This window comes from Actinoplanes sp. CA-030573 (genome assembly GCF_050951115.1).
Lineage (GTDB): Bacteria > Actinomycetota > Actinomycetes > Mycobacteriales > Micromonosporaceae > Actinoplanes.
The window spans coordinates 7574840-7591325 of the sequence record NZ_CP192038.1; the positions used below are offsets into that span (position 1 = coordinate 7574840).

A 16486-nucleotide genomic window follows, 5' to 3' on the forward strand; every position below is an offset into this window, starting at 1 on the left:
TCAGGCCTCCTTGACGTCGGTCGGGGCGCGACGCAGGACGCGGCCGAGGCCACTCACCCGCGGCGACAGGAACGCCTTGGTGTTCGCGAACATCGTCATGATCGGATGCCGGAAGAGGAACACCACGACCAGGTCGAGCACGGTGGACAGACCCAGCGCGAACGCGAAGCCCTGAACCGCGCCGACCGAGACGATGTAGAGCACCACGGCGGCCATGATCGTGATCGTGTTCGCCGAGATGATCGTGCGGCGGGCCCGGGCCCAGGCGCGTGGCACCGCGCTTCGTGGACTCCGGCCCTCGTGGATCTCGTCCTTCAGACGTTCGAAGTAGATGACGAACGAGTCCGCGGCCACACCGAGAGAAACGATGAAACCGGCTATACCGGCCAGGGTCAGGGTGAATCCGACCGTACGGCCGAGGAAGACCAGCGCGCCGAAGGTGAGCAGACCCGAGAGGATGAGGCTCAGGAAGATGACCGAGCCGAGCAGCCGGTAGTAGAAGAACGCGTACACCGCCACCAGGAACATGCCGATCGCGGCCGCGAGCAGACCGGCGCGCAGCTGCTGGACGCCGAGCGTCGCCGAGACGGTCTGGGCCGGCCCCGCCTCGAAGGTCACCGGCAGCGCGCCGAAGTTCAGCTGATCGGCGAGCTCCTTGGCGGTGACCGCGGTGAACTGGCCGGTGATCTGCGAGGTGCCGGTGAGCACGCCCTGGATCTGCGGCGCCGAGATCACCTTCTTGTCGAGGACCACGGCGACGGCACAGTGCTCGATGCTGCCGTACATCGCGGTGGCCGCGGTGTAGCAGGGGTCGCTCGAGGTCGCGTTGAACGCCTGGCGGGTCAGGTTCGCCCACTTCGTCGAGCCCTCGCTCTTGAAGTCCAGCGAGACGACCCACTGGCCGTTCTGCTGGTCGAGCTGCGGGCTCGCCTTGGAGATGTCGTCACCGACGACGGGGGCCTTGTCCATCAGGATCTTGCCGCCCTGGTAGCAGACGGTGGCCTGCTTGTTCACGTCGTCGATCGCGCCGGCCGGCCGGGCGTTCAGCTGGTCGCAGCTGATCGTCGGCACGTTGAACTGCATCTGCGGGGTCAGCACGTTGACCTCGGCCGGGGTGAGCTTGCTGAAGGTCGCGTACGCGAGGCCGGCCTTCGGGTCGGAGCTCAGGTCGACCGGCGCGGTCAGCTTCTGGGCCGCGGCCCAGGCGGCCGGGCCGATCTTCTTCTCCACCTCGGCCACCGTGACCTGCTGCTGCTGGCCCGGTGCGGGCGCGGCGGCGGTCGTGGTCGGGGTCGGCGTCGGGGTGGCGCTCGGGCTCGGCGCCTTCATGACCTCGCCGCCGCCCTGGCCACCGGTGGCGGCGCTCGGGTTGGCGGCGGGCGCGCTCGCGCCGGTCGTGGCGGAGGCGGCGGCCGAGGGCTTGGCCGACCCGGAGGCGCTCGCCGACGGCTTGGCGGTCGGCGGGTTCAGGGCCGTCGAGGCCACGTCGCCGGTCGCGCCGATCACCAGCCGGAAGCGCATCTGCGCCGCCTCGGACAGGTCCTTCAGCTGGTCATCGGCCTTACCGGCGAGCGACACCACGATGTTGCGGTCGCCCTGGATGACCACCTCGGCCTCGGAGACGCCGAGGGCGTTGACGCGGTTCTCGATGATGCTCCGCGCCTGCTCCATGCTCTCCTTGGTCGGCACCTGGCCGCCCTGCACCGAGGCGATGTAGGTGGCCTGCGTGCCACCGACCAGGTCGAGGCCCAGCTTGGGGTGCAGACGGTCGGTGAAGCTGCCCTTCGCCCCACCGGCGAAGAAGACCAGCAGATACAGGACGACGAAGACCAGGCCGAGCACGCCGAGTTGGCGTCCGGGATGCATCTGTCCCTGTGGTGGTCGTGCCACGGCGTTCGGTCTCCCTGTTTGCTACGGCCGCCCCCCTGGCGGCACCCGTACGGATGTCGATGGCCGGAGTCCGGCCGGACGAACCGGCCCGACGGCACACTGCGCCGCGGGCCGGTCCGGAAAGAATGAGGTCAGTCCTTCTTCTTGGTGTCGGCGACCGTGGGGTCGTCGACGGTGGTCTCCGCGACCGGCTCCTCGATGACGGTCTCCGCGACCGGCTCCTCGACCGGCTCGGACTCCGCCCGCTGCGCGACCCGCGCGATGGCCTGCCGCGCGAACGTCACCACGACGCCCGGCGCGATTTCCAGGGTAACCACGTCGGCGTCGATCGAGACGATCACGCCGTGCAGGCCGCCGATCGTGACGATCTCGTCGCCGGGGCCCAGCTGGTTCTGCAACTCCTGCGCCTCGCGGCGCCGCTTCTGCTGCGGCCGGATCATCAGGAAATAGACGACGCCGAAGAGCAGGAGCAAGAACAGGATGGTGGTGAAGCTGTTTCCTGCTCCCGAGGCGGCCGCTGACAGATACACGAGAAAGCCTTCCGTAGGCCCCGGCACCGCGAGCATGCGCGGGGCGGCGGAGCGATAAACACATCCAGGTTGAACCGCGCGCGAGTCTAATCGGTCAACCTGGGAAGTCCGAATGCGGCACACATCACGTTCACATTACGAGCGGATTTCACGCGTCTCGGGCGAACAGATCACCCTGAACCACCCCCGAGGGCGGTGTCTTGCCCAGGTGCAACCATCCGGCCTCGGTCGCCACCCGGCCCCTCGGTGTGCGGGCGAGCAGCCCCGCGCGTACCAGAAAAGGCTCGCAGACCTCCTCGACCGTGTCGGACTGCTCGCCCACGGCGACGGCCAGCGTCGAGAGGCCGACCGGGCCACCGCGGAAGGAGTCGATGAGCGCCCGCAGCACCGCCCGGTCCAGCCGGTCGAGGCCGAGCGCGTCCACGTCGTACACCTTGAGGGCCTCGCGCGCGGTCTCCTCGGTGACCACACCGTCCGCCCGCACCTCGGCATAGTCGCGCACCCGGCGCAGCAGGCGGTTGGCGATGCGTGGCGTGCCGCGCGAGCGACCGGCGATCTCGGCCGCGCCCTCGTCGGTGATCGGCACCCCCAGGATGCGCGCCGACCGGTGCAGCAGCGCGTCCAGATCGGCCGGTGAGTAGAAGTCGAGGTGCGCCACGAACCCGAACCGGTCACGCATCGGGCCGGAGAGCAGCCCGGCCCGGGTGGTGGCGCCGACCAGCGTGAACGGCTCGACGTCGAGCGGGATCGCGGTCGCGCCCGGGCCCTTGCCCACCACCACGTCGACCCGGAAGTCCTCCATCGCGCTGTAGAGCAGCTCCTCGGCCGGCTTCGCGATGCGGTGGATCTCGTCGATGAACAGCACGTCGCCGGGCCCGAGGCTGGTCAGGATCGCGGCCAGGTCGCCGGAGCGCTCGATCACCGGGCCGCTGGTGGTGCGGATGCCGGTGCCGAGCTCGGCCGCCACGATGTTGGCCAGCGTCGTCTTGCCGAGGCCGGGCGGGCCGGAGAGCAGGATGTGGTCGGGCGGCGTGCCCCGGCCCATCGCGCCCTTGAGCAGCAGCTCGAGCTGGTCGCGCACCCGGTGCTGAGCGATGAAGTCGGCCAGCCGGCGGGGACGGACGCTGGCCTCGGCGTCGAGGTCGTCGTCGCCCGCCTCGGCGGACACCAATTCCTCCGTCATCGGGTCTTGCCCAGCAGCCGGATCGCCTGCCGCAGCAGCACCGGGACGGGCGGCGTCTCGCCGTCGATCGACTCGGCCAGGGCGGCCACCGCCTGGTCGGCCTGGGCGACCGTCCAGCCGAGCGCGAGCACGCCCTGTCGCACCTGCTCCTGCCAGTCGCCGCGCAGCATGCCGGCCGGCGCGCCGTCGCTCAGCGGCATCGGGCCGATCCGGTCGCGCAGCTCCACGACCATCTTCTCGGCGCCCTTCTTGCCGATGCCCGGTACCCGGGTCAGCGTCGCCAGATCGGCGCCGGCGATCGCCCGGCGCACGGTGTCGGGCGTGTGCACCGCGAGGACCGCCTGCGCGAGCCGGGGGCCGACCCCGCTGGCGGTCTGCAGCAGCTCGAACAGCTGCTTCTCGTCGTCGTCCGCGAAGCCGTACAGGGTCAGCGAGTCCTCCCGGACCACCATGCTGGTCGCCAGCCGCGCCTCGACGCCGGCCTTGAGGCCGGCCAGCGTGCCCGGCGCGCACTGCACCTGCAGGCCGACGCCGCCGACCTCGATGACGGCGCTGTCCGGGTGGACGGCGGCGACCACGCCCCGCACGCTGGCGATCATCGGCCGGCTCCTCTCCTCGCCGCCTGCGCGGCAGCTTCCATGCGAGCGCGCCCGCTCCCGCGTCTCTTCGCGGCCAGCGCGGCGGCCTCCATGCGGGCGCGCGTGCCCCCGCGCCAGATGTGGCAGATGGCGAGGGCGAGCGCGTCGGCGGCGTCGGCCGGCCGGGGCGGCGCGTCCAGCCCGAGCAGCCGGGTGACCATGCTCGTCACCTGGGTCTTGCCCGCGGTGCCGGAGCCGGTCACGGCCGCCTTGACCTCGCTCGGCGTGTACGTCTGCACCGGCAGCCCGGCCCGCGCGCCGGCCAGCACGGCGACCCCGCTGGCCTGCGCGGTGCCCATCACCGTACGCACGTTGTGCTGGGAGAACACCCGCTCGACCGCCACGCTCTGCGGCTTGTGCTCGGCGACCAGGCCGGCCAGCTCGGTGTCGAGCCGGAGCAGGCGCAGCGCGATGTCGTCGTCGGGATCGGTATAGACCACGTAGTAGCCGATCAGCTTGCACGGCCGGCCCGGCACGCCCTCCACGACGCCGACACCGCACCGGGTGAGCCCGGGGTCGACGCCCAGCACGCGCACCATGGACCTCCCCTGCCTCACGTACGTGTGTTCGACACCCTAATACGCGGCGGTCTTGCGCCCGGCACCGACACGCCTCGACGATGGGTGCGGGAGGGCGCTATGTACCTCGTACCGCCGATGAGTGACGAACCGCCACCGGAGTTCCTCGCCTTCGTCGCCGGCCACCTGACGGCCCTGCGTCGCGAGACGGACCGTCTGGTGGGCGGCGACCGCGAGGCCGGGCACATCTACATGGACGTGCTGGCCGACGTCGCCGGCCATTGGCGCCGCCTGCGCTGGTGGGGCCGGCTCGCGCACAAGGACGCGGCCACCGAGTACATGAAGCGCCGCCTGGCCAGCCGCACCAAGGACTGGCGCGAGGACCAGATCTACGAGGTCGACATCAGGGTGATGCGGACCAGCCCGTACGTGCCGCTGCGTGGTCCGGCTCCGACGCTGGCGTTGCGCAAGGCCGACGTCCTTCCCGGCACCGTACGCTCGGGGGTCGTCGCCCTGGCCGACGCCGGCATCGCGTGGGTGCAGGCCTACCGCAAACAGGAGTGGCACCGCCTGGGCCGCTGGGTGGCCACCAGCATTCTCGTGGTCGGCGGAATGATCCAATACATGTCCTGGCTCTCGGTCGGCAGCCAGTAGCGGCGTTCCCCAGCCGATCGATCGCCGCCATTGCGTTAATCAGCTCTTCGCTTTGTACTCCGCCTCGAGCTCGGACAGGAGCAGGCTGCGCTCGCAACCGTAGACGGGTTTGTCGCCGAGCGACTCCAGCCGGTGGATGATCACGAGCGCGTCGTCGTCGGAGCGGTCGGGCGTCTGGTCGGCGATCCAGTACTCCGGGATGCCCTGCCGGGCGTACCACTCCATCTTGTCGTTGTATTCGCCGTTCAGCGAGTTCTCCGACACCACCTCGACGACGAGCGAGTATGCCGATCCGGGCAGGTTCGAATACGACCACTTATGCGGCGGCAGTTCCACGGCCATGACGCCCACGTCGGGCAGGCGGCAGTCACGTGGCCGATCACCCAGCACTCCGGGGTCCTGGAAGACGTTGTGCCCCGCCGCGCGCAGCATGTAGTGGATCCGGCGCGCGATCTCTCGGTGCCAGAAGGTCGCCGGCGTCATGACGACGAGGTTTCCCTCGTGCAGTTCGTAGCGGTAACCCTTGGGCAGGGCGAGCAGGTCTTCCACATCGAGCTCTCCGACCGGCGGCAGATTGAAGCCTGACATCATCAACACCCCCTCACCCTACTGGTCGTAAGACCAGGTGTCACTGGTCAACTGGTCTCATGCTGACATCTTCTTGGCGGCGCCGAGGCAAGTATCGCCCCCAGACACGCGAACGGGGCTGGTGCACAACCGCACCAGCCCCGCCCTCCGGCTCACGATCAGGCGTCGATGGCCGCCATGACCTCGTCGCTCACGTCGAAGTTCGCGAAGATGTTCTGCACGTCGTCGCAGTCCTCGAGCGCGTCGATCAGCTTGAACACCTTGCGGGCCGCGTCCTCGTCGACCGGCACGGTCATCGTGGGGACCAGCGAGGACTCGGCCGAGTCGTACTCGATCCCGGCGTCGACGAGCGCCGTCCGTACCGGAATCAGATCGGTCGGCTCCGAGACCACCTCGAACGAGTCGCCGAGGTCGTTGATCTCCTCGGCCCCGGCGTCGAGCACCGCCAGCATCAGGTCGTCCTCGCTGAGGCCGCCCTTCGGGACGATGACCACGCCCTTGCGGTTGAACAGGTAGGAGACGCTGCCGGCGTCGGCGAACGTGCCGCCGTTGCGGGTCAGCGCCGTGCGGACCTCGGTGGCGGCCCGGTTGCGGTTGTCGGTGAGGCACTCGATCAGGATCGCCACACCGTTCGGGCCGTACCCCTCATACATGATCGTCTGCCAGTCGGCGCCGCCGGCCTCGAGACCGGAGCCGCGCTTGACCGCGCGATCGATGTTGTCGTTGGGGACCGAGCTCTTCTTCGCCTTCTGAATGGCGTCGTAGAGCGTCGGGTTACCGGCCGGATCCCCGCCGCCCGTACGGGCCGCGACCTCGATGTTCTTGATGAGCTTGGCGAACATCTTGCCGCGCTTGGCGTCGATGACGGCCTTCTTGTGCTTGGTCGTCGCCCACTTGGAGTGGCCGGACATGCAAAAACCTCCGTGTCTCAGGCGGCCTGGCGGACCATCTCGACGAAGTACCGGTGGACGCGAAGGTCGCCGGTCAGCTCCGGGTGGAAAGCCGTGGCGAGCAGGTTCCCCTGCCGAACGGCGACAATCCTACCGGCGGCCGGACCGTCGGTGACGCGGCCCAACACCCGTACGTCGTCGCCGACCTCTTCCACCCATGGCGCCCGGATGAAGACGGCGTGAAAATCCCCGCCCGCGATGTCCTCGATCGCCACGTCGCCCTCGAACGAGTCGACCTGCCGCCCGAACGCGTTGCGCCGCACGGTCATCTCGATGCCGTGGAACGACTCCTGGTCCGGCCGCCCGTCGAGCACGGTGGTGGCCAGCATGATCATGCCGGCGCAGGACCCGTAGACCGGCATGCCGTCCGCGATCCGCTTCCGGATCGGGTCGAGCAGCCCGAAGCTCACCGCCAGGTTACTGATCGCCGTCGACTCGCCGCCCGGGATCACCAGCGCCTCGACCTCGGCGAGCTCCTCGGGCCGCCGGACCGGCCGCGCCAGCACGTCGCTCTCGGCCAGCGCGGCGAGATGTTCCCGGACGTCACCCTGCAGGGCCAGCACTCCGATGTTCACGTTTCCCAGCTTAGGCTGGCCGGGTGTTCGCGATCCGCCGGGTGCGGGACCACCTCGACCTTCGTTACGGCGAGCCGCTCACCCTCCAGACGCTGGCGACGCTGAGCGGAATGTCGCGCTTCCACCTGATCCGCCAGTTCCGCGCGGCCTACGGCGTGACCCCGATCCACTACCTCTCCCACCGGCGGATCGCCAAGGCACAAGACCTTCTCCGGTACGCGAACCTGACCGTCACCGAGGTCTGCGTCCTGGTCGGCTTCTCGTCCCTGGGGTCGTTCTCGTCCCGGTTCCGCGCCCTGGTCGGCGTCTCCCCGAGCGACTATCAACGCCGTTACGCCCACGACACCCCGCACATCCCCGGGTGCCATCTCTTCATGTACGGGGTGATCCGGCAATCCGGGAGAAGCGCGGGCCCCGCCGCCGGGCCTAGCGTCGAGGCATGATTCAGAACATCTCCCTGGTCACCGTCTACTGCCTGGACCAGACCGCCACCCGCGACTTCTACGTGCGCCACCTCGGCTTCGAGCCCCGGGTCGACGCCACCATGGGCGAGTTCCGCTGGGTGACGATCGCCCACCCGAACCAGCCCGAACTCGAGGTGACGCTGATGGTCCCGGGGCCGCCGCTCGCCCCCGAGGCGGCCGCGTTCGTGCGCGGCCAGCTGGAGGCCGGCCAGATGGGCGGCCTGGGCCTGCGCGTCGACGACTGCCGCAAGACGTCCGCCACCTTGGCCGCCGCCGGCATCACCGTCATCCAGGAGCCGGCCGACCGCCCGTACGGCACCGAGGCGGTGATCCGCGACAACACCGGCAATTGGCTCACCCTGGTCGAGCCGAAGCCGTTCACGCAGCAGGATCTGGCAGCCTTCTGACCTGCCGCGCCGGCCATCTCCCGCCGCCGGCGCCCGGCTATCCCGCCGAGCTCACCGACGGCTCGGCCGGTTCTGGGCGGACCCGCTCGGCTCCCATCACGCGCCGGCTCACCGCCCACCACCCAGCGCCCACCGGCCACCGGCTCACCGCCCACCGGCCACGCCACCACCCACCGGCTCACCGCCCACCGGCTCACCACCCACCGGCCACCGGCTCACCGCCCAGCGGCCACGCCCACCGCCCACCGGCTCACCGCTCACCGGCCACGCCACCGCCCACCGCCCAGCGGCCACGCCCATCGGCTCACCGCGCACTGGCCACGCCCACCGCCCACCGCTCACCGCCCGGCGGCCACCGCCCGCCGCCCACCGGCTCATGTGAGCTGCCGGCGCCTAGCGGCCACCGCCCATCACCCCACAGCTCGATACGCGATCTTGATGACTTCCAACGCCCGTTGGGCAGCAACTCATCAGCCTGCCCGGATTTCGCCCATCCAGCGCCGCTCCCTTCCGGTCAGACAGGGCCCGCGCCAGCCTGGTGAGTTAGCGCCCGCGCGAGCCTGATCAGTTGCCGCACCCAGCGCCGGAAGTCATCAAGATCGGGAAGAGGACGCAACAAGCCGCAGCGCCTGCAGGAAGCGACAGCAGTCGGCCCGAACGGCAACGGCCGGCGAGCCGAACAGCAGCGGCCAGCGGGCGGAACGCCGGCCGACGGCGGGACGGACGCGGGCCGACCGCGGGACGGACGCGGGCCGACCGCGGGACGGACGCGGGCCGACGGCGGCCGGACCAACGGAGCGACTCACGACACGCGCCGACACCGTCGAGGCCCCAGTCGCGGGGCAGGCAGCAGACAGCGCACCTACGGCGCTGTGGACGGCGCGGGCAAAAATGTCACACCCGGCCCGTAATCTCGCCCCACCCACTACAGGGGTGGGGACGGTAACAGGCGGACAGCCGGTACAGGCGCGATAACGGGCGACAACCGCGACTACAGGCGCCAACTGCCCGATAACAGGCGACAACCGGCCACAAACACGAAAGGCCGGCCCAACCCGGGCCGGCCTCGTCGAGCGACAACTCCCCTTCAGCTGCCGATCAGCTGCGGAATCCGCTCGAACAGCTGCGTCGTATACGTGACCATCTCGTGCAGCATCCAGTTCCCCGAGAAGAGCAGCGCCGCGCCGCAGGCGGCTGCCTTCGGGACGAACGCCAGCGTCGCCTCCTGGATCTGGGTGACCGACTGGAACAGGGAGATCGCGAAGCCCACCACCAGGGCGGTGAGCAGCACCGGGGCGGACATCTTGGCGGCGATGGTCATCGCCTGCAGGCCCAGCTCAACAATCATCGTGTCGGTCATGCCTCTCCGTTCGGCCCGGCCCGCGCGCCCAAGAGTGCGAATCGGGTACAGGCCGGTTGCCATTCGGTTCGCCACCGGAAAAGCCTCAAGTGCGAGAGAAAGACCGGCGAGAAGGCCACCGGGGGGTCGATTGGCCATCGGCCGAGGGGGTCTCCGTGCGTACGATTCACGTACCGAAAACCCTGCTTGAGGAGCCGATTCACCATGTCTGAGAACCAGCCCGCCGTCGGGACCGCGCGAGTCAAGCGCGGTATGGCGGAGATGCTCAAGGGCGGCGTGATCATGGATGTGGTCACGCCGGAGCAGGCGAAGATCGCCGAGGACGCCGGCGCCGTGGCCGTGATGGCGCTGGAGCGGGTGCCCGCCGACATCCGCGCCCAGGGTGGCGTCTCGCGCATGTCCGACCCTGACATGATCGACGGCATCATCAACGCGGTCTCGATCCCGGTGATGGCCAAGGCCCGCATCGGGCACTTCGTCGAGGCCCAGGTGCTGCAGTCGCTCGGCGTCGACTACGTCGACGAGTCCGAGGTGCTGACCCCGGCCGACTACGCCAACCACATCGACAAGTGGCAGTTCACCGTGCCGTTCGTGTGCGGCGCGACCAACCTGGGCGAGGCGCTGCGCCGCATCACCGAGGGCGCCGCGATGATCCGGTCGAAGGGCGAGGCCGGCACCGGCGACGTCTCGAACGCGACGACCCACATGCGCAAGATCCGCCAGGAGATCCGCCGCCTCCAGACCCTGCCCGAGGACGAGCTGTTCGTCGCGGCCAAGGAGCTGCAGGCGCCGTACGACCTGGTCAAGGAGGTCGCCGAGGCCGGCAAGCTCCCCGTGGTGCTGTTCACCGCGGGCGGCATCGCGACCCCGGCCGACGCCGCCATGATGATGCAGCTCGGCGCCGAGGGCGTGTTCGTCGGCTCCGGCATCTTCAAGTCCGGCAACCCGGCCCAGCGCGCGGCCGCGATCGTGAAGGCGACCACCTTCCACGACGACCCGGACGTCATCGCGAAGGTCTCCCGGGGCCTGGGCGAGGCGATGGTCGGCATCAACGTCGACGACGTCCCGGTCCCGCACCGCCTGGCCGAGCGCGGCTGGTAGGGCGGACGGGCGGAAGGCCGAACGGGTCAGACGGCTTCGAGCGGTGCCGTGGGCGGCGATGCCGGCTGCGGCACCCCGATCGAAGGATCGGGAAGACCGGGGTCCTCGATGTCGAAATACTGCGGCTGGGGATAACGGCGAGCCATTCCCAGCGCCCGTACGACGAGCCGGTGCCGTGCGATCAAGGCGTCGCGCACCTGGTCGGTGTGCACCTGCCGGGCCAGCACCACCCGCCGCGACGTGGCGATGAGCTGCCGCGCGTCGGGGTCGGCGCCGCGCAACGGGGCGGCCCGCAGCTGCCGGGTCAGGTCGTTCTCGGCCGACTCGCGCTCGTCGGGATCGGCGTCCAGCGCGAGCCGCGCCGCCGCGTAGAGCTCCGTGTTCTCCTGCTGCTCGGCCACGACCGCGGCGGCCGCGGCCCGGCGCAGCAGATGCGCGTCGAGGGCTCGCTCGGCCGACTGGGCGCGCACGTGCACCCGCTCGACGCGATGCGCCGTCCAGCCGAGGTAGGCGGAGAGCAACGCGACAAGCGCCACCACCCCCAGCACCCACCACATGCCGGGCATCGTAGTGCCCTCCGGCGCTCCGGAGTCACGCCCCCGGCCGTGGCTCTGACCACTCTTCGTCGATGACCCGGCCGTCGGTCGCCTCGATCGCCGCCGCGTAGACCTCGAGCACACGCTGCGCGACGCTCGGCCAGTCGAAGGCCGCGACCGCGCTGCGGGCCGCCGCGGACAGCGCCGCACGCCGGGCCGGGTCGTCGAGCAGCGCCCCGAGCAGCACCGCGAGCTCGGCGGCCGACCCGGTCGGGAACAGCGCCCCGGCCTTGCCGCCGTCGAGCACCCGCCGGAACGCGTCCAGATCACTGGCCGCGATCGCCGTACCGGCCGCCATCGCCTCGGTGAGGATCATGCCGAAGCTCTCCCCGCCGGTGTTCGGCGCGACATATATGTCGACGCTGCGCAGCATGCGAGCCTTGTCCGCTTCGGACACCAAACCGAGAAAAATCACCCTCTCGGCCAGAAAATCCGGAATGTCGAGATCGCCCGGCGAGCCGGGCCCGGCGACCAGCAGCCGCAACCCCGGCCGCGACCGGGCGAGGGCCACGAAAGCGGTCCGGAGGATGTCGAAGCCCTTCCGCGGCTCGGTGAACCGCCCGAGAAATCCCAGCGCCCCGCCGGAACCCGGCCACCCCGGCAACGGCGACGCGGAGGCGAACTTGGCCACCGCCACCCCGTTGGGGATCTCGACCGCACCGCCGCCCAGGTGCTCGACCTGCACCTTCCGGGCCAGCTCGCTGACCGCGATCCGCGCGGTGATCTTCTCGTAGACGAGCTGGAGCAGGCCCTGCGCCGCCGCCAGCGCCCGCGACCGGGTCATGGCCGTGTGGAAGGTCGCCACCACCGGGCCCCGCGCCGACAGCACGGCCAGCATCGAGAGCGAGAGCGTCATCGGCTCGTGGACGTGCAGCACGTCGAAGTTCCCGCGATGCAGCCAGCGCCGCACCCGCGCCGTCGACACCGGCCCGAACGCGATCCGCGCCACCGACCCGTTGTAGGGCAGCGGCAGCGCCCGGCCGGCCGGCACCACGTACGGCGGCAGATCCGCGTCCTCGTCGGCCGGTGCCAGCACGCTGACCTCGTGCCCGAGCCCGATCAGGGCCTCGGAGAGATCCATGATGTGGTTCTGCACGCCACCGGGCACGTCGAACGAGTAGGGCGAGACGATCCCGATGCGCACGATGCTCCCCTCAGAGCCACAGTTTCTGGAGCATGTGCCAGTCCTGGGGGTGCTCGGCGATGCCGGCCGCAAAGGCGTCGGCCAGCATCTGCGTGGTGGCCTTCACCCGTACGTCGAGCGGGCCGTCCACCGGTGGCGTGATCGGGCGCAGCACCGCGTACGTCTGCGTCGGGGTGAACGAAAGGTCCGCGGCGTAGAGCGGCGCGCCGGTGCGGATGGCCAGGATCGCCGGGCCGGCCGGCATCCGCGTGCGGCCGCCGAAGAACTCGACCTCGACGCCGCCGCGGGAGAGGTCGCGGTCGCCCAGCAGGCACACCATCCACCCCTGCTGGAGCCGCTCGGCCAGCAGGTCCAGCGGGGGACGCTCGCCGCCGGTCAGCGGGATGACCTGCATGCCGAGCTTCTCGCGATACGCCAGGAACTGCCGGTAGACGCCCTCGGGCTTGAGCCGCTCGGCCACCGTGACCATGGGCCAGTCGTTGGAGGCGACCCAGGCCGCCGCCGCGTCCCAGTTGGCCAGGTGCGGCAGCGCCAGCACCACGCCGGTCCCCTCGGACATGGCCGTCTTCAGGTAGTCGTAGTGCTCGGGCGAGATCCCGAAGCCGTCGAGAAACTGCTGCCGCGTCCCCGAGGGCAGCCGGAACGCCTCGAGCCAGTAGCGCGCATAGGAGCGCAGCCCGTCGCGGACGAGCTGATCGGGGGCCTCGCGGCCCAGGACCTGGGTGAGATTCCGCCGCAGGCGCTGGGTTCCCGGACCGTTCTTCCGGTACGCGCGATCAGCCGCCGCGTTGAACAACGCCCTCGCGGCGGGCAGTGGCAACGTGCGGACGAGCCGCCACCCGGCGGCGAACCCGATCTCGGTCAGCCGGTCCTTCACGGAGTCTCCGACGGGGCGGCCGGCTCCGTGCTGGGCTTCAACTCGGTGGTGGGCTTCGGCTCGGTGGTGGGCTTCGGCTCGGTGCGGCCCGCGTGGATCAGGCGCTGGAAGACCGTGACGATGGAGAGCAGGGCCAGCACCCACAGCGCCGCCGGCAGGCCCCAGTCGAGGCCGGCCGCGCCCAGCAGGCCGCCCACACCGAGGATCAGCAGGCGCTCGAGGCGCTCGGCGATGCCGACGTCGGCGTCCAGGCCGAGGCTCTGGGCGCGCGCCTTGACGTACGAGACGACCTGCCCGGCGGTCAGGCTGATCAGCGCGGCGACCGTCCCGCCGTACGGATTGCCCTCGGTCGCCATGTAGTAGACGACCGCGCCGAAGACCGCGCCGTCGGCGATGCGGTCCATCGACGAGTCCAGCAGCGCGCCGAACTTGCCGGACCCGCCGCGCATCCGGGCCATCGTGCCGTCGAGCACGTCGGTGAGCGCGCAGGCGGTGACCACCAACGTGCCCCAGAAGAGCTCGCCGATCGCGCCGAGGTAGGCGCCGCCGAGCACGCCGACGGTGCCGGCGATGGTCACGGCGTTGGGTGAGACCCCGAGCCGCAGCAGGAAACGCGCGGTCGGGTTGACGCCGTGCGACACGACGGCACGGGCGGAAACTTGGACGATCTTTGCCATGGCCGTCTCACCTTATCGGCGCGGCACGAGACTGAGCACATGGCCGCCCCGCAGTGGCCGTATCGTCATCTCTGCGACGTTTGCCGACTACCAAGGGTTGCGAGCGCCACAGCAGCGGGTGTGGGATTCATAAACAGCGTCGTAACAGTCTCGAAAGACAGGAGCGGCCGCCATGGCGCAGAAGACCTCGGAGAAGGGGCTCAACGGCGCGGCGGCGCCGGTGGTGACCGAGCCCGGCAGAGTACGCAACGTGGTGCTGGTGGGCCACTCCGGTTCGGGCAAGACCACTCTGGTCGAGGCCCTGCTCGCCGCGACCGGCACGATCCCGCGGGCGGGCACGGTGACCGACGGCACCACGGTCTCCGACCACGATCCGGCGGCCGTGCGCCAGCAGCGTTCGGTGTCGCTGGCCTGCGCCCCGGTCATCCACCAGGACGTGAAGATCAACTTGCTCGACACCCCCGGCTACGCCGACTTCGTGGGCGAGCTCCGCGCCGGCCTGCGGGCCGCGGACGCGGCCGTCTTCGTGGTGTCGGCGGTCGACGGCGTGGACGACGCGACCACCGCCCTGTGGGAGGAGTGCGCCGCCGTCGGCATGCCCCGGGCGGTGGTGATCACCCGGCTCGACCACCCGCGCGCGGACTACGACGGCACCCTCGAGGCCTGCCAGGAGGCGTTCGGCGAGAACGTCATGCCGATCTACCAGCCGATGCTGGGTGACGACGGCCAGTCCGTGGCCGGCCTGATCGGCCTGGTCACCCTGCGCGTGCTCGACTACTCCGAGGGCTACCCGCCCAAGGAGGGCGCGGCCGAGCCCGAGCACCTCAACCCGATCGCCGACGACCGCAACACGCTCATCGAGGGGATCATCGCGGAGAGCGAGGACGAGACCCTGATGGACCGCTACCTGGGCGGCGAGGAGGTCACCAGCGACACGCTCGTGGCCGACCTCGAGAAGGCGGTCGCCAAGGGCAACTTCTACCCGGTCATCCCGGTCTGCTCGGCCACCGGGGTCGGGCTCGACGCCCTGCTCGACGGCCTGGTCAGCGGCGCGCCGTCGCCGCTCGAGCACGACCTGCCGGTGGTCACCGGGGTGGACGGCTCGCCGCGGGCCCCGCTGACCTGCGACCCGGCCGGCCCGCTGGTGGCCGAGGTGGTCAAGACCACGATCGACCGGCACGTCGGCCGGGTCTCGCTGGTCCGGGTCTTCTCCGGCACCCTGCGCCCCGAGCAGACGCTGCACGTCTCCGGCCACGGCCTGGCCGAGCGGGGCCACCCCGACCACGACGCCGACGAGCGGGTCGCGCACATCTACTCCCCGCTCGGCGCCCAGCTGCGCGAGGTGCCCTACTGCGTGGCCGGCGACATCTGCGCGATCACCAAGTCGGGCAGCGCCGAGACCGGCGACACGCTGTCGGCCAAGGACGACCCGATGCTGATGACGCCGTGGAGCATGCCGGAGCCGCTGCTGCCGATCGCGGTGGTCGCCAAGACCCGCTCGGACGAGGACGCGCTGGCCAAGAACCTGGCCCGGCTGGTCGCCGGCGACCCGACCCTGCGCCTGGAGCGCAACGTCGAGACCCACCAGCTGGTGCTCTGGACCATGGGCGAGTCGCACGCCGACGTGGTGCTCGACCGGCTCCGCTCGGGCGGGGTCGAGCTCGACACCGAGCCGGTCAAGGTGCCGCTGCGGGAGACCTTCGGGTGTGCGGCCAAGGGGCACGGGCGGCACGTCAAGCAGTCCGGCGGTCACGGGCAGTACGCGGTCTGCGACATCACCGTCGAGCCCCTCCCCCGCGGCTCCGGCTTCGAGTTCGTCGACAAGGTCGTGGGCGGCGCGGTCCCGCACAACTACATCCCCTCGGTCGAGAAGGGCGTCCGCGCCCAGCTCGAGCGCGGCCTGGTCGCCGGCTACCCGGTGGTCGACCTGCGGGTGACGCTCTACGACGGCAAGGCGCACAGCGTCGACTCCTCCGACGCCGCCTTCCAGACCGCCGGCTCGCTGGCCCTGCGCGAGGCGGCGGCCGCCGGCCAGCTCACCCTGCTCGAGCCGATCGACGAGATCGCCGTACGGGTGCCGGAGATGTATGTCGGCGCCGTGATGAGCGATCTCTCCGGCCGCCGCGGCCGCCCGCTCGGGTCCGAGTCCGAGGCGGACGGCGTGCACAGCGTCGTGCGGGCCGAGGTGCCCGCGACCGAGCTCATCCGGTACGCGGTGGAACTGCGCGCGTTGTCCTCCGGCGCGGGCACCTTCACCCGCACCTACATCCGTCACGAGCCGATGCCGGCGCACCTCGCCGAGGCCGTCCGCAAGGAGCACGCCGCCAAGTAGCG

Annotated in this window: 18 protein-coding genes; 5 read left to right on the forward strand and 13 right to left on the reverse strand. The window is 70.9% G+C overall.

All coding sequences use genetic code 11. The features are described from left to right. From secD to ruvC, 5 genes are all read right to left on the reverse strand, one after another. Complete coding sequence (gene secD, locus ACQP2F_RS34820) at positions 1–1866, reverse strand: protein translocase subunit SecD (RefSeq protein ID WP_433307711.1); 1866 nt, start codon at positions 1864–1866, stop codon at positions 1–3. 155 nt (positions 1867–2021) lie between these two features. Beyond that, a complete protein-coding gene (gene yajC, locus ACQP2F_RS34825; protein WP_433295078.1) occupies positions 2022–2456 on the reverse strand; it encodes a preprotein translocase subunit YajC in 435 nt (144 codons plus the stop codon). Positions 2457–2568: 112 nt separating this feature from the next. Continuing rightward, on the reverse strand, positions 2569–3603 hold the full coding sequence (gene ruvB, locus ACQP2F_RS34830; RefSeq protein ID WP_433295080.1) for a Holliday junction branch migration DNA helicase RuvB: 1035 nt from the start codon (positions 3601–3603) through the stop codon (positions 2569–2571). Further along, a complete protein-coding gene (ruvA, locus tag ACQP2F_RS34835) occupies positions 3600–4202 on the reverse strand; it encodes a Holliday junction branch migration protein RuvA (RefSeq protein ID WP_433295082.1) in 603 nt (200 codons plus the stop codon). The genes ruvB and ruvA overlap by 4 nt, the downstream gene beginning before the upstream one ends. Next, on the reverse strand, positions 4199–4777 hold the full coding sequence (gene ruvC / locus ACQP2F_RS34840; protein WP_433307713.1) for a crossover junction endodeoxyribonuclease RuvC: 579 nt from the start codon (positions 4775–4777) through the stop codon (positions 4199–4201). The genes ruvA and ruvC overlap by 4 nt, the downstream gene beginning before the upstream one ends. Before the next feature lie 120 nt (positions 4778–4897). Here ruvC and ACQP2F_RS34845 point away from each other — a divergent pair, with 120 nt between their 5' ends. Beyond that, the gene (locus ACQP2F_RS34845; protein ID WP_433295084.1) at positions 4898–5413 is read left to right on the forward strand and encodes a hypothetical protein; all 516 of its coding nucleotides are present in this window, start codon (positions 4898–4900) and stop codon (positions 5411–5413) included. A 39-nt stretch (positions 5414–5452) separates the two neighbouring features. On the opposite strand, the gene ACQP2F_RS34850 is transcribed toward ACQP2F_RS34845, so the two are convergent. The 3 genes from ACQP2F_RS34850 to pdxT form a co-directional block, all read right to left on the reverse strand. Then, positions 5453–6001 carry a Uma2 family endonuclease gene (locus tag ACQP2F_RS34850; RefSeq protein WP_433295086.1) on the reverse strand — a complete coding sequence of 183 codons (549 nt, stop codon included), beginning with the start codon at positions 5999–6001 and terminating at the stop codon, positions 5453–5455. A 158-nt stretch (positions 6002–6159) separates the two neighbouring features. Further along, on the reverse strand, positions 6160–6912 hold the full coding sequence (locus ACQP2F_RS34855) for a YebC/PmpR family DNA-binding transcriptional regulator (protein WP_433295088.1): 753 nt from the start codon (positions 6910–6912) through the stop codon (positions 6160–6162). A gap of 17 nt (positions 6913–6929) precedes the next feature. Continuing rightward, the gene (gene pdxT, locus ACQP2F_RS34860; protein ID WP_433295090.1) at positions 6930–7526 is read right to left on the reverse strand and encodes a pyridoxal 5'-phosphate synthase glutaminase subunit PdxT; all 597 of its coding nucleotides are present in this window, start codon (positions 7524–7526) and stop codon (positions 6930–6932) included. A 23-nt stretch (positions 7527–7549) separates the two neighbouring features. On the opposite strand from pdxT, the gene ACQP2F_RS34865 reads away from it, so the two are divergent. Continuing rightward, entirely contained in the window at positions 7550–7969 is a 420-nt protein-coding gene (locus ACQP2F_RS34865; protein ID WP_433295092.1) for a helix-turn-helix domain-containing protein, read from the forward strand. Continuing rightward, positions 7966–8397, forward strand: a complete 432-nt coding sequence (locus tag ACQP2F_RS34870) for a VOC family protein (protein ID WP_433295094.1) — start codon at positions 7966–7968, stop codon at positions 8395–8397. The genes ACQP2F_RS34865 and ACQP2F_RS34870 overlap by 4 nt, the downstream gene beginning before the upstream one ends. Before the next feature lie 1087 nt (positions 8398–9484). Here the strand turns inward: ACQP2F_RS34870 and fliQ are convergent. Continuing rightward, positions 9485–9757 carry a flagellar biosynthesis protein FliQ gene (gene fliQ / locus ACQP2F_RS34875; protein WP_433295096.1) on the reverse strand — a complete coding sequence of 91 codons (273 nt, stop codon included), beginning with the start codon at positions 9755–9757 and terminating at the stop codon, positions 9485–9487. A 204-nt stretch (positions 9758–9961) separates the two neighbouring features. On the opposite strand from fliQ, the gene pdxS reads away from it, so the two are divergent. Then, positions 9962–10858 carry a pyridoxal 5'-phosphate synthase lyase subunit PdxS gene (gene pdxS, locus ACQP2F_RS34880; RefSeq protein WP_433295098.1) on the forward strand — a complete coding sequence of 299 codons (897 nt, stop codon included), beginning with the start codon at positions 9962–9964 and terminating at the stop codon, positions 10856–10858. A gap of 26 nt (positions 10859–10884) precedes the next feature. On the opposite strand, the gene ACQP2F_RS34885 is transcribed toward pdxS, so the two are convergent. From ACQP2F_RS34885 to pgsA, 4 genes are read right to left on the reverse strand one after another with little or no spacing between them, the layout of a single operon-like run. Next, positions 10885–11424, reverse strand: coding sequence for a hypothetical protein (locus ACQP2F_RS34885; RefSeq protein ID WP_433295100.1), 540 nt, complete (start codon positions 11422–11424; stop codon positions 10885–10887). A gap of 25 nt (positions 11425–11449) precedes the next feature. Then, positions 11450–12598 carry a glycosyltransferase family 4 protein gene (locus tag ACQP2F_RS34890; protein ID WP_433295102.1) on the reverse strand — a complete coding sequence of 383 codons (1149 nt, stop codon included), beginning with the start codon at positions 12596–12598 and terminating at the stop codon, positions 11450–11452. A gap of 10 nt (positions 12599–12608) precedes the next feature. Beyond that, positions 12609–13475 (reverse strand): phosphatidylinositol mannoside acyltransferase, encoded by an 867-nt coding sequence (locus ACQP2F_RS34895; protein WP_433295104.1) that lies wholly within the window; start codon positions 13473–13475, stop codon positions 12609–12611. Continuing rightward, positions 13472–14152 carry a phosphatidylinositol phosphate synthase gene (gene pgsA / locus ACQP2F_RS34900; protein ID WP_433295106.1) on the reverse strand — a complete coding sequence of 227 codons (681 nt, stop codon included), beginning with the start codon at positions 14150–14152 and terminating at the stop codon, positions 13472–13474. Before pgsA ends, ACQP2F_RS34895 begins: the two co-directional genes overlap by 4 nt. Before the next feature lie 172 nt (positions 14153–14324). Here pgsA and ACQP2F_RS34905 point away from each other — a divergent pair, with 172 nt between their 5' ends. Beyond that, a complete protein-coding gene (locus ACQP2F_RS34905) occupies positions 14325–16484 on the forward strand; it encodes an elongation factor G-like protein EF-G2 (RefSeq protein WP_433295108.1) in 2160 nt (719 codons plus the stop codon). Positions 16485–16486: the final 2 nt, after the last annotated feature.

What these genes read in the sequence shown, in the direction of transcription:
- ACQP2F_RS34845 (WP_433295084.1), top strand. Translation starts at nt 4,898, where the DNA reads ATGAGTGACGAACCGCCACCGGAGTTCCTCGCCTTCGTCGCCGGCCAC.
- pgsA (WP_433295106.1), bottom strand. Translation starts at nt 14,152, where the DNA reads ATGGCAAAGATCGTCCAAGTTTCCGCCCGTGCCGTCGTGTCGCACGGC.
- ACQP2F_RS34885 (WP_433295100.1), bottom strand. Translation starts at nt 11,424, where the DNA reads ATGCCCGGCATGTGGTGGGTGCTGGGGGTGGTGGCGCTTGTCGCGTTG.
- fliQ (WP_433295096.1), bottom strand. Translation starts at nt 9,757, where the DNA reads ATGACCGACACGATGATTGTTGAGCTGGGCCTGCAGGCGATGACCATC.
- pdxS (WP_433295098.1), top strand. Translation starts at nt 9,962, where the DNA reads ATGTCTGAGAACCAGCCCGCCGTCGGGACCGCGCGAGTCAAGCGCGGT.
- secD (WP_433307711.1), bottom strand. Translation starts at nt 1,866, where the DNA reads ATGCATCCCGGACGCCAACTCGGCGTGCTCGGCCTGGTCTTCGTCGTC.
- ruvB (WP_433295080.1), bottom strand. Translation starts at nt 3,603, where the DNA reads ATGACGGAGGAATTGGTGTCCGCCGAGGCGGGCGACGACGACCTCGAC.
- ACQP2F_RS34855 (WP_433295088.1), bottom strand. Translation starts at nt 6,912, where the DNA reads ATGTCCGGCCACTCCAAGTGGGCGACGACCAAGCACAAGAAGGCCGTC.
- yajC (WP_433295078.1), bottom strand. Translation starts at nt 2,456, where the DNA reads ATGCTCGCGGTGCCGGGGCCTACGGAAGGCTTTCTCGTGTATCTGTCA.
- ruvA (WP_433295082.1), bottom strand. Translation starts at nt 4,202, where the DNA reads ATGATCGCCAGCGTGCGGGGCGTGGTCGCCGCCGTCCACCCGGACAGC.
- ACQP2F_RS34905 (WP_433295108.1), top strand. Translation starts at nt 14,325, where the DNA reads ATGGCGCAGAAGACCTCGGAGAAGGGGCTCAACGGCGCGGCGGCGCCG.
- ACQP2F_RS34850 (WP_433295086.1), bottom strand. Translation starts at nt 6,001, where the DNA reads ATGTCAGGCTTCAATCTGCCGCCGGTCGGAGAGCTCGATGTGGAAGAC.
- ACQP2F_RS34870 (WP_433295094.1), top strand. Translation starts at nt 7,966, where the DNA reads ATGATTCAGAACATCTCCCTGGTCACCGTCTACTGCCTGGACCAGACC.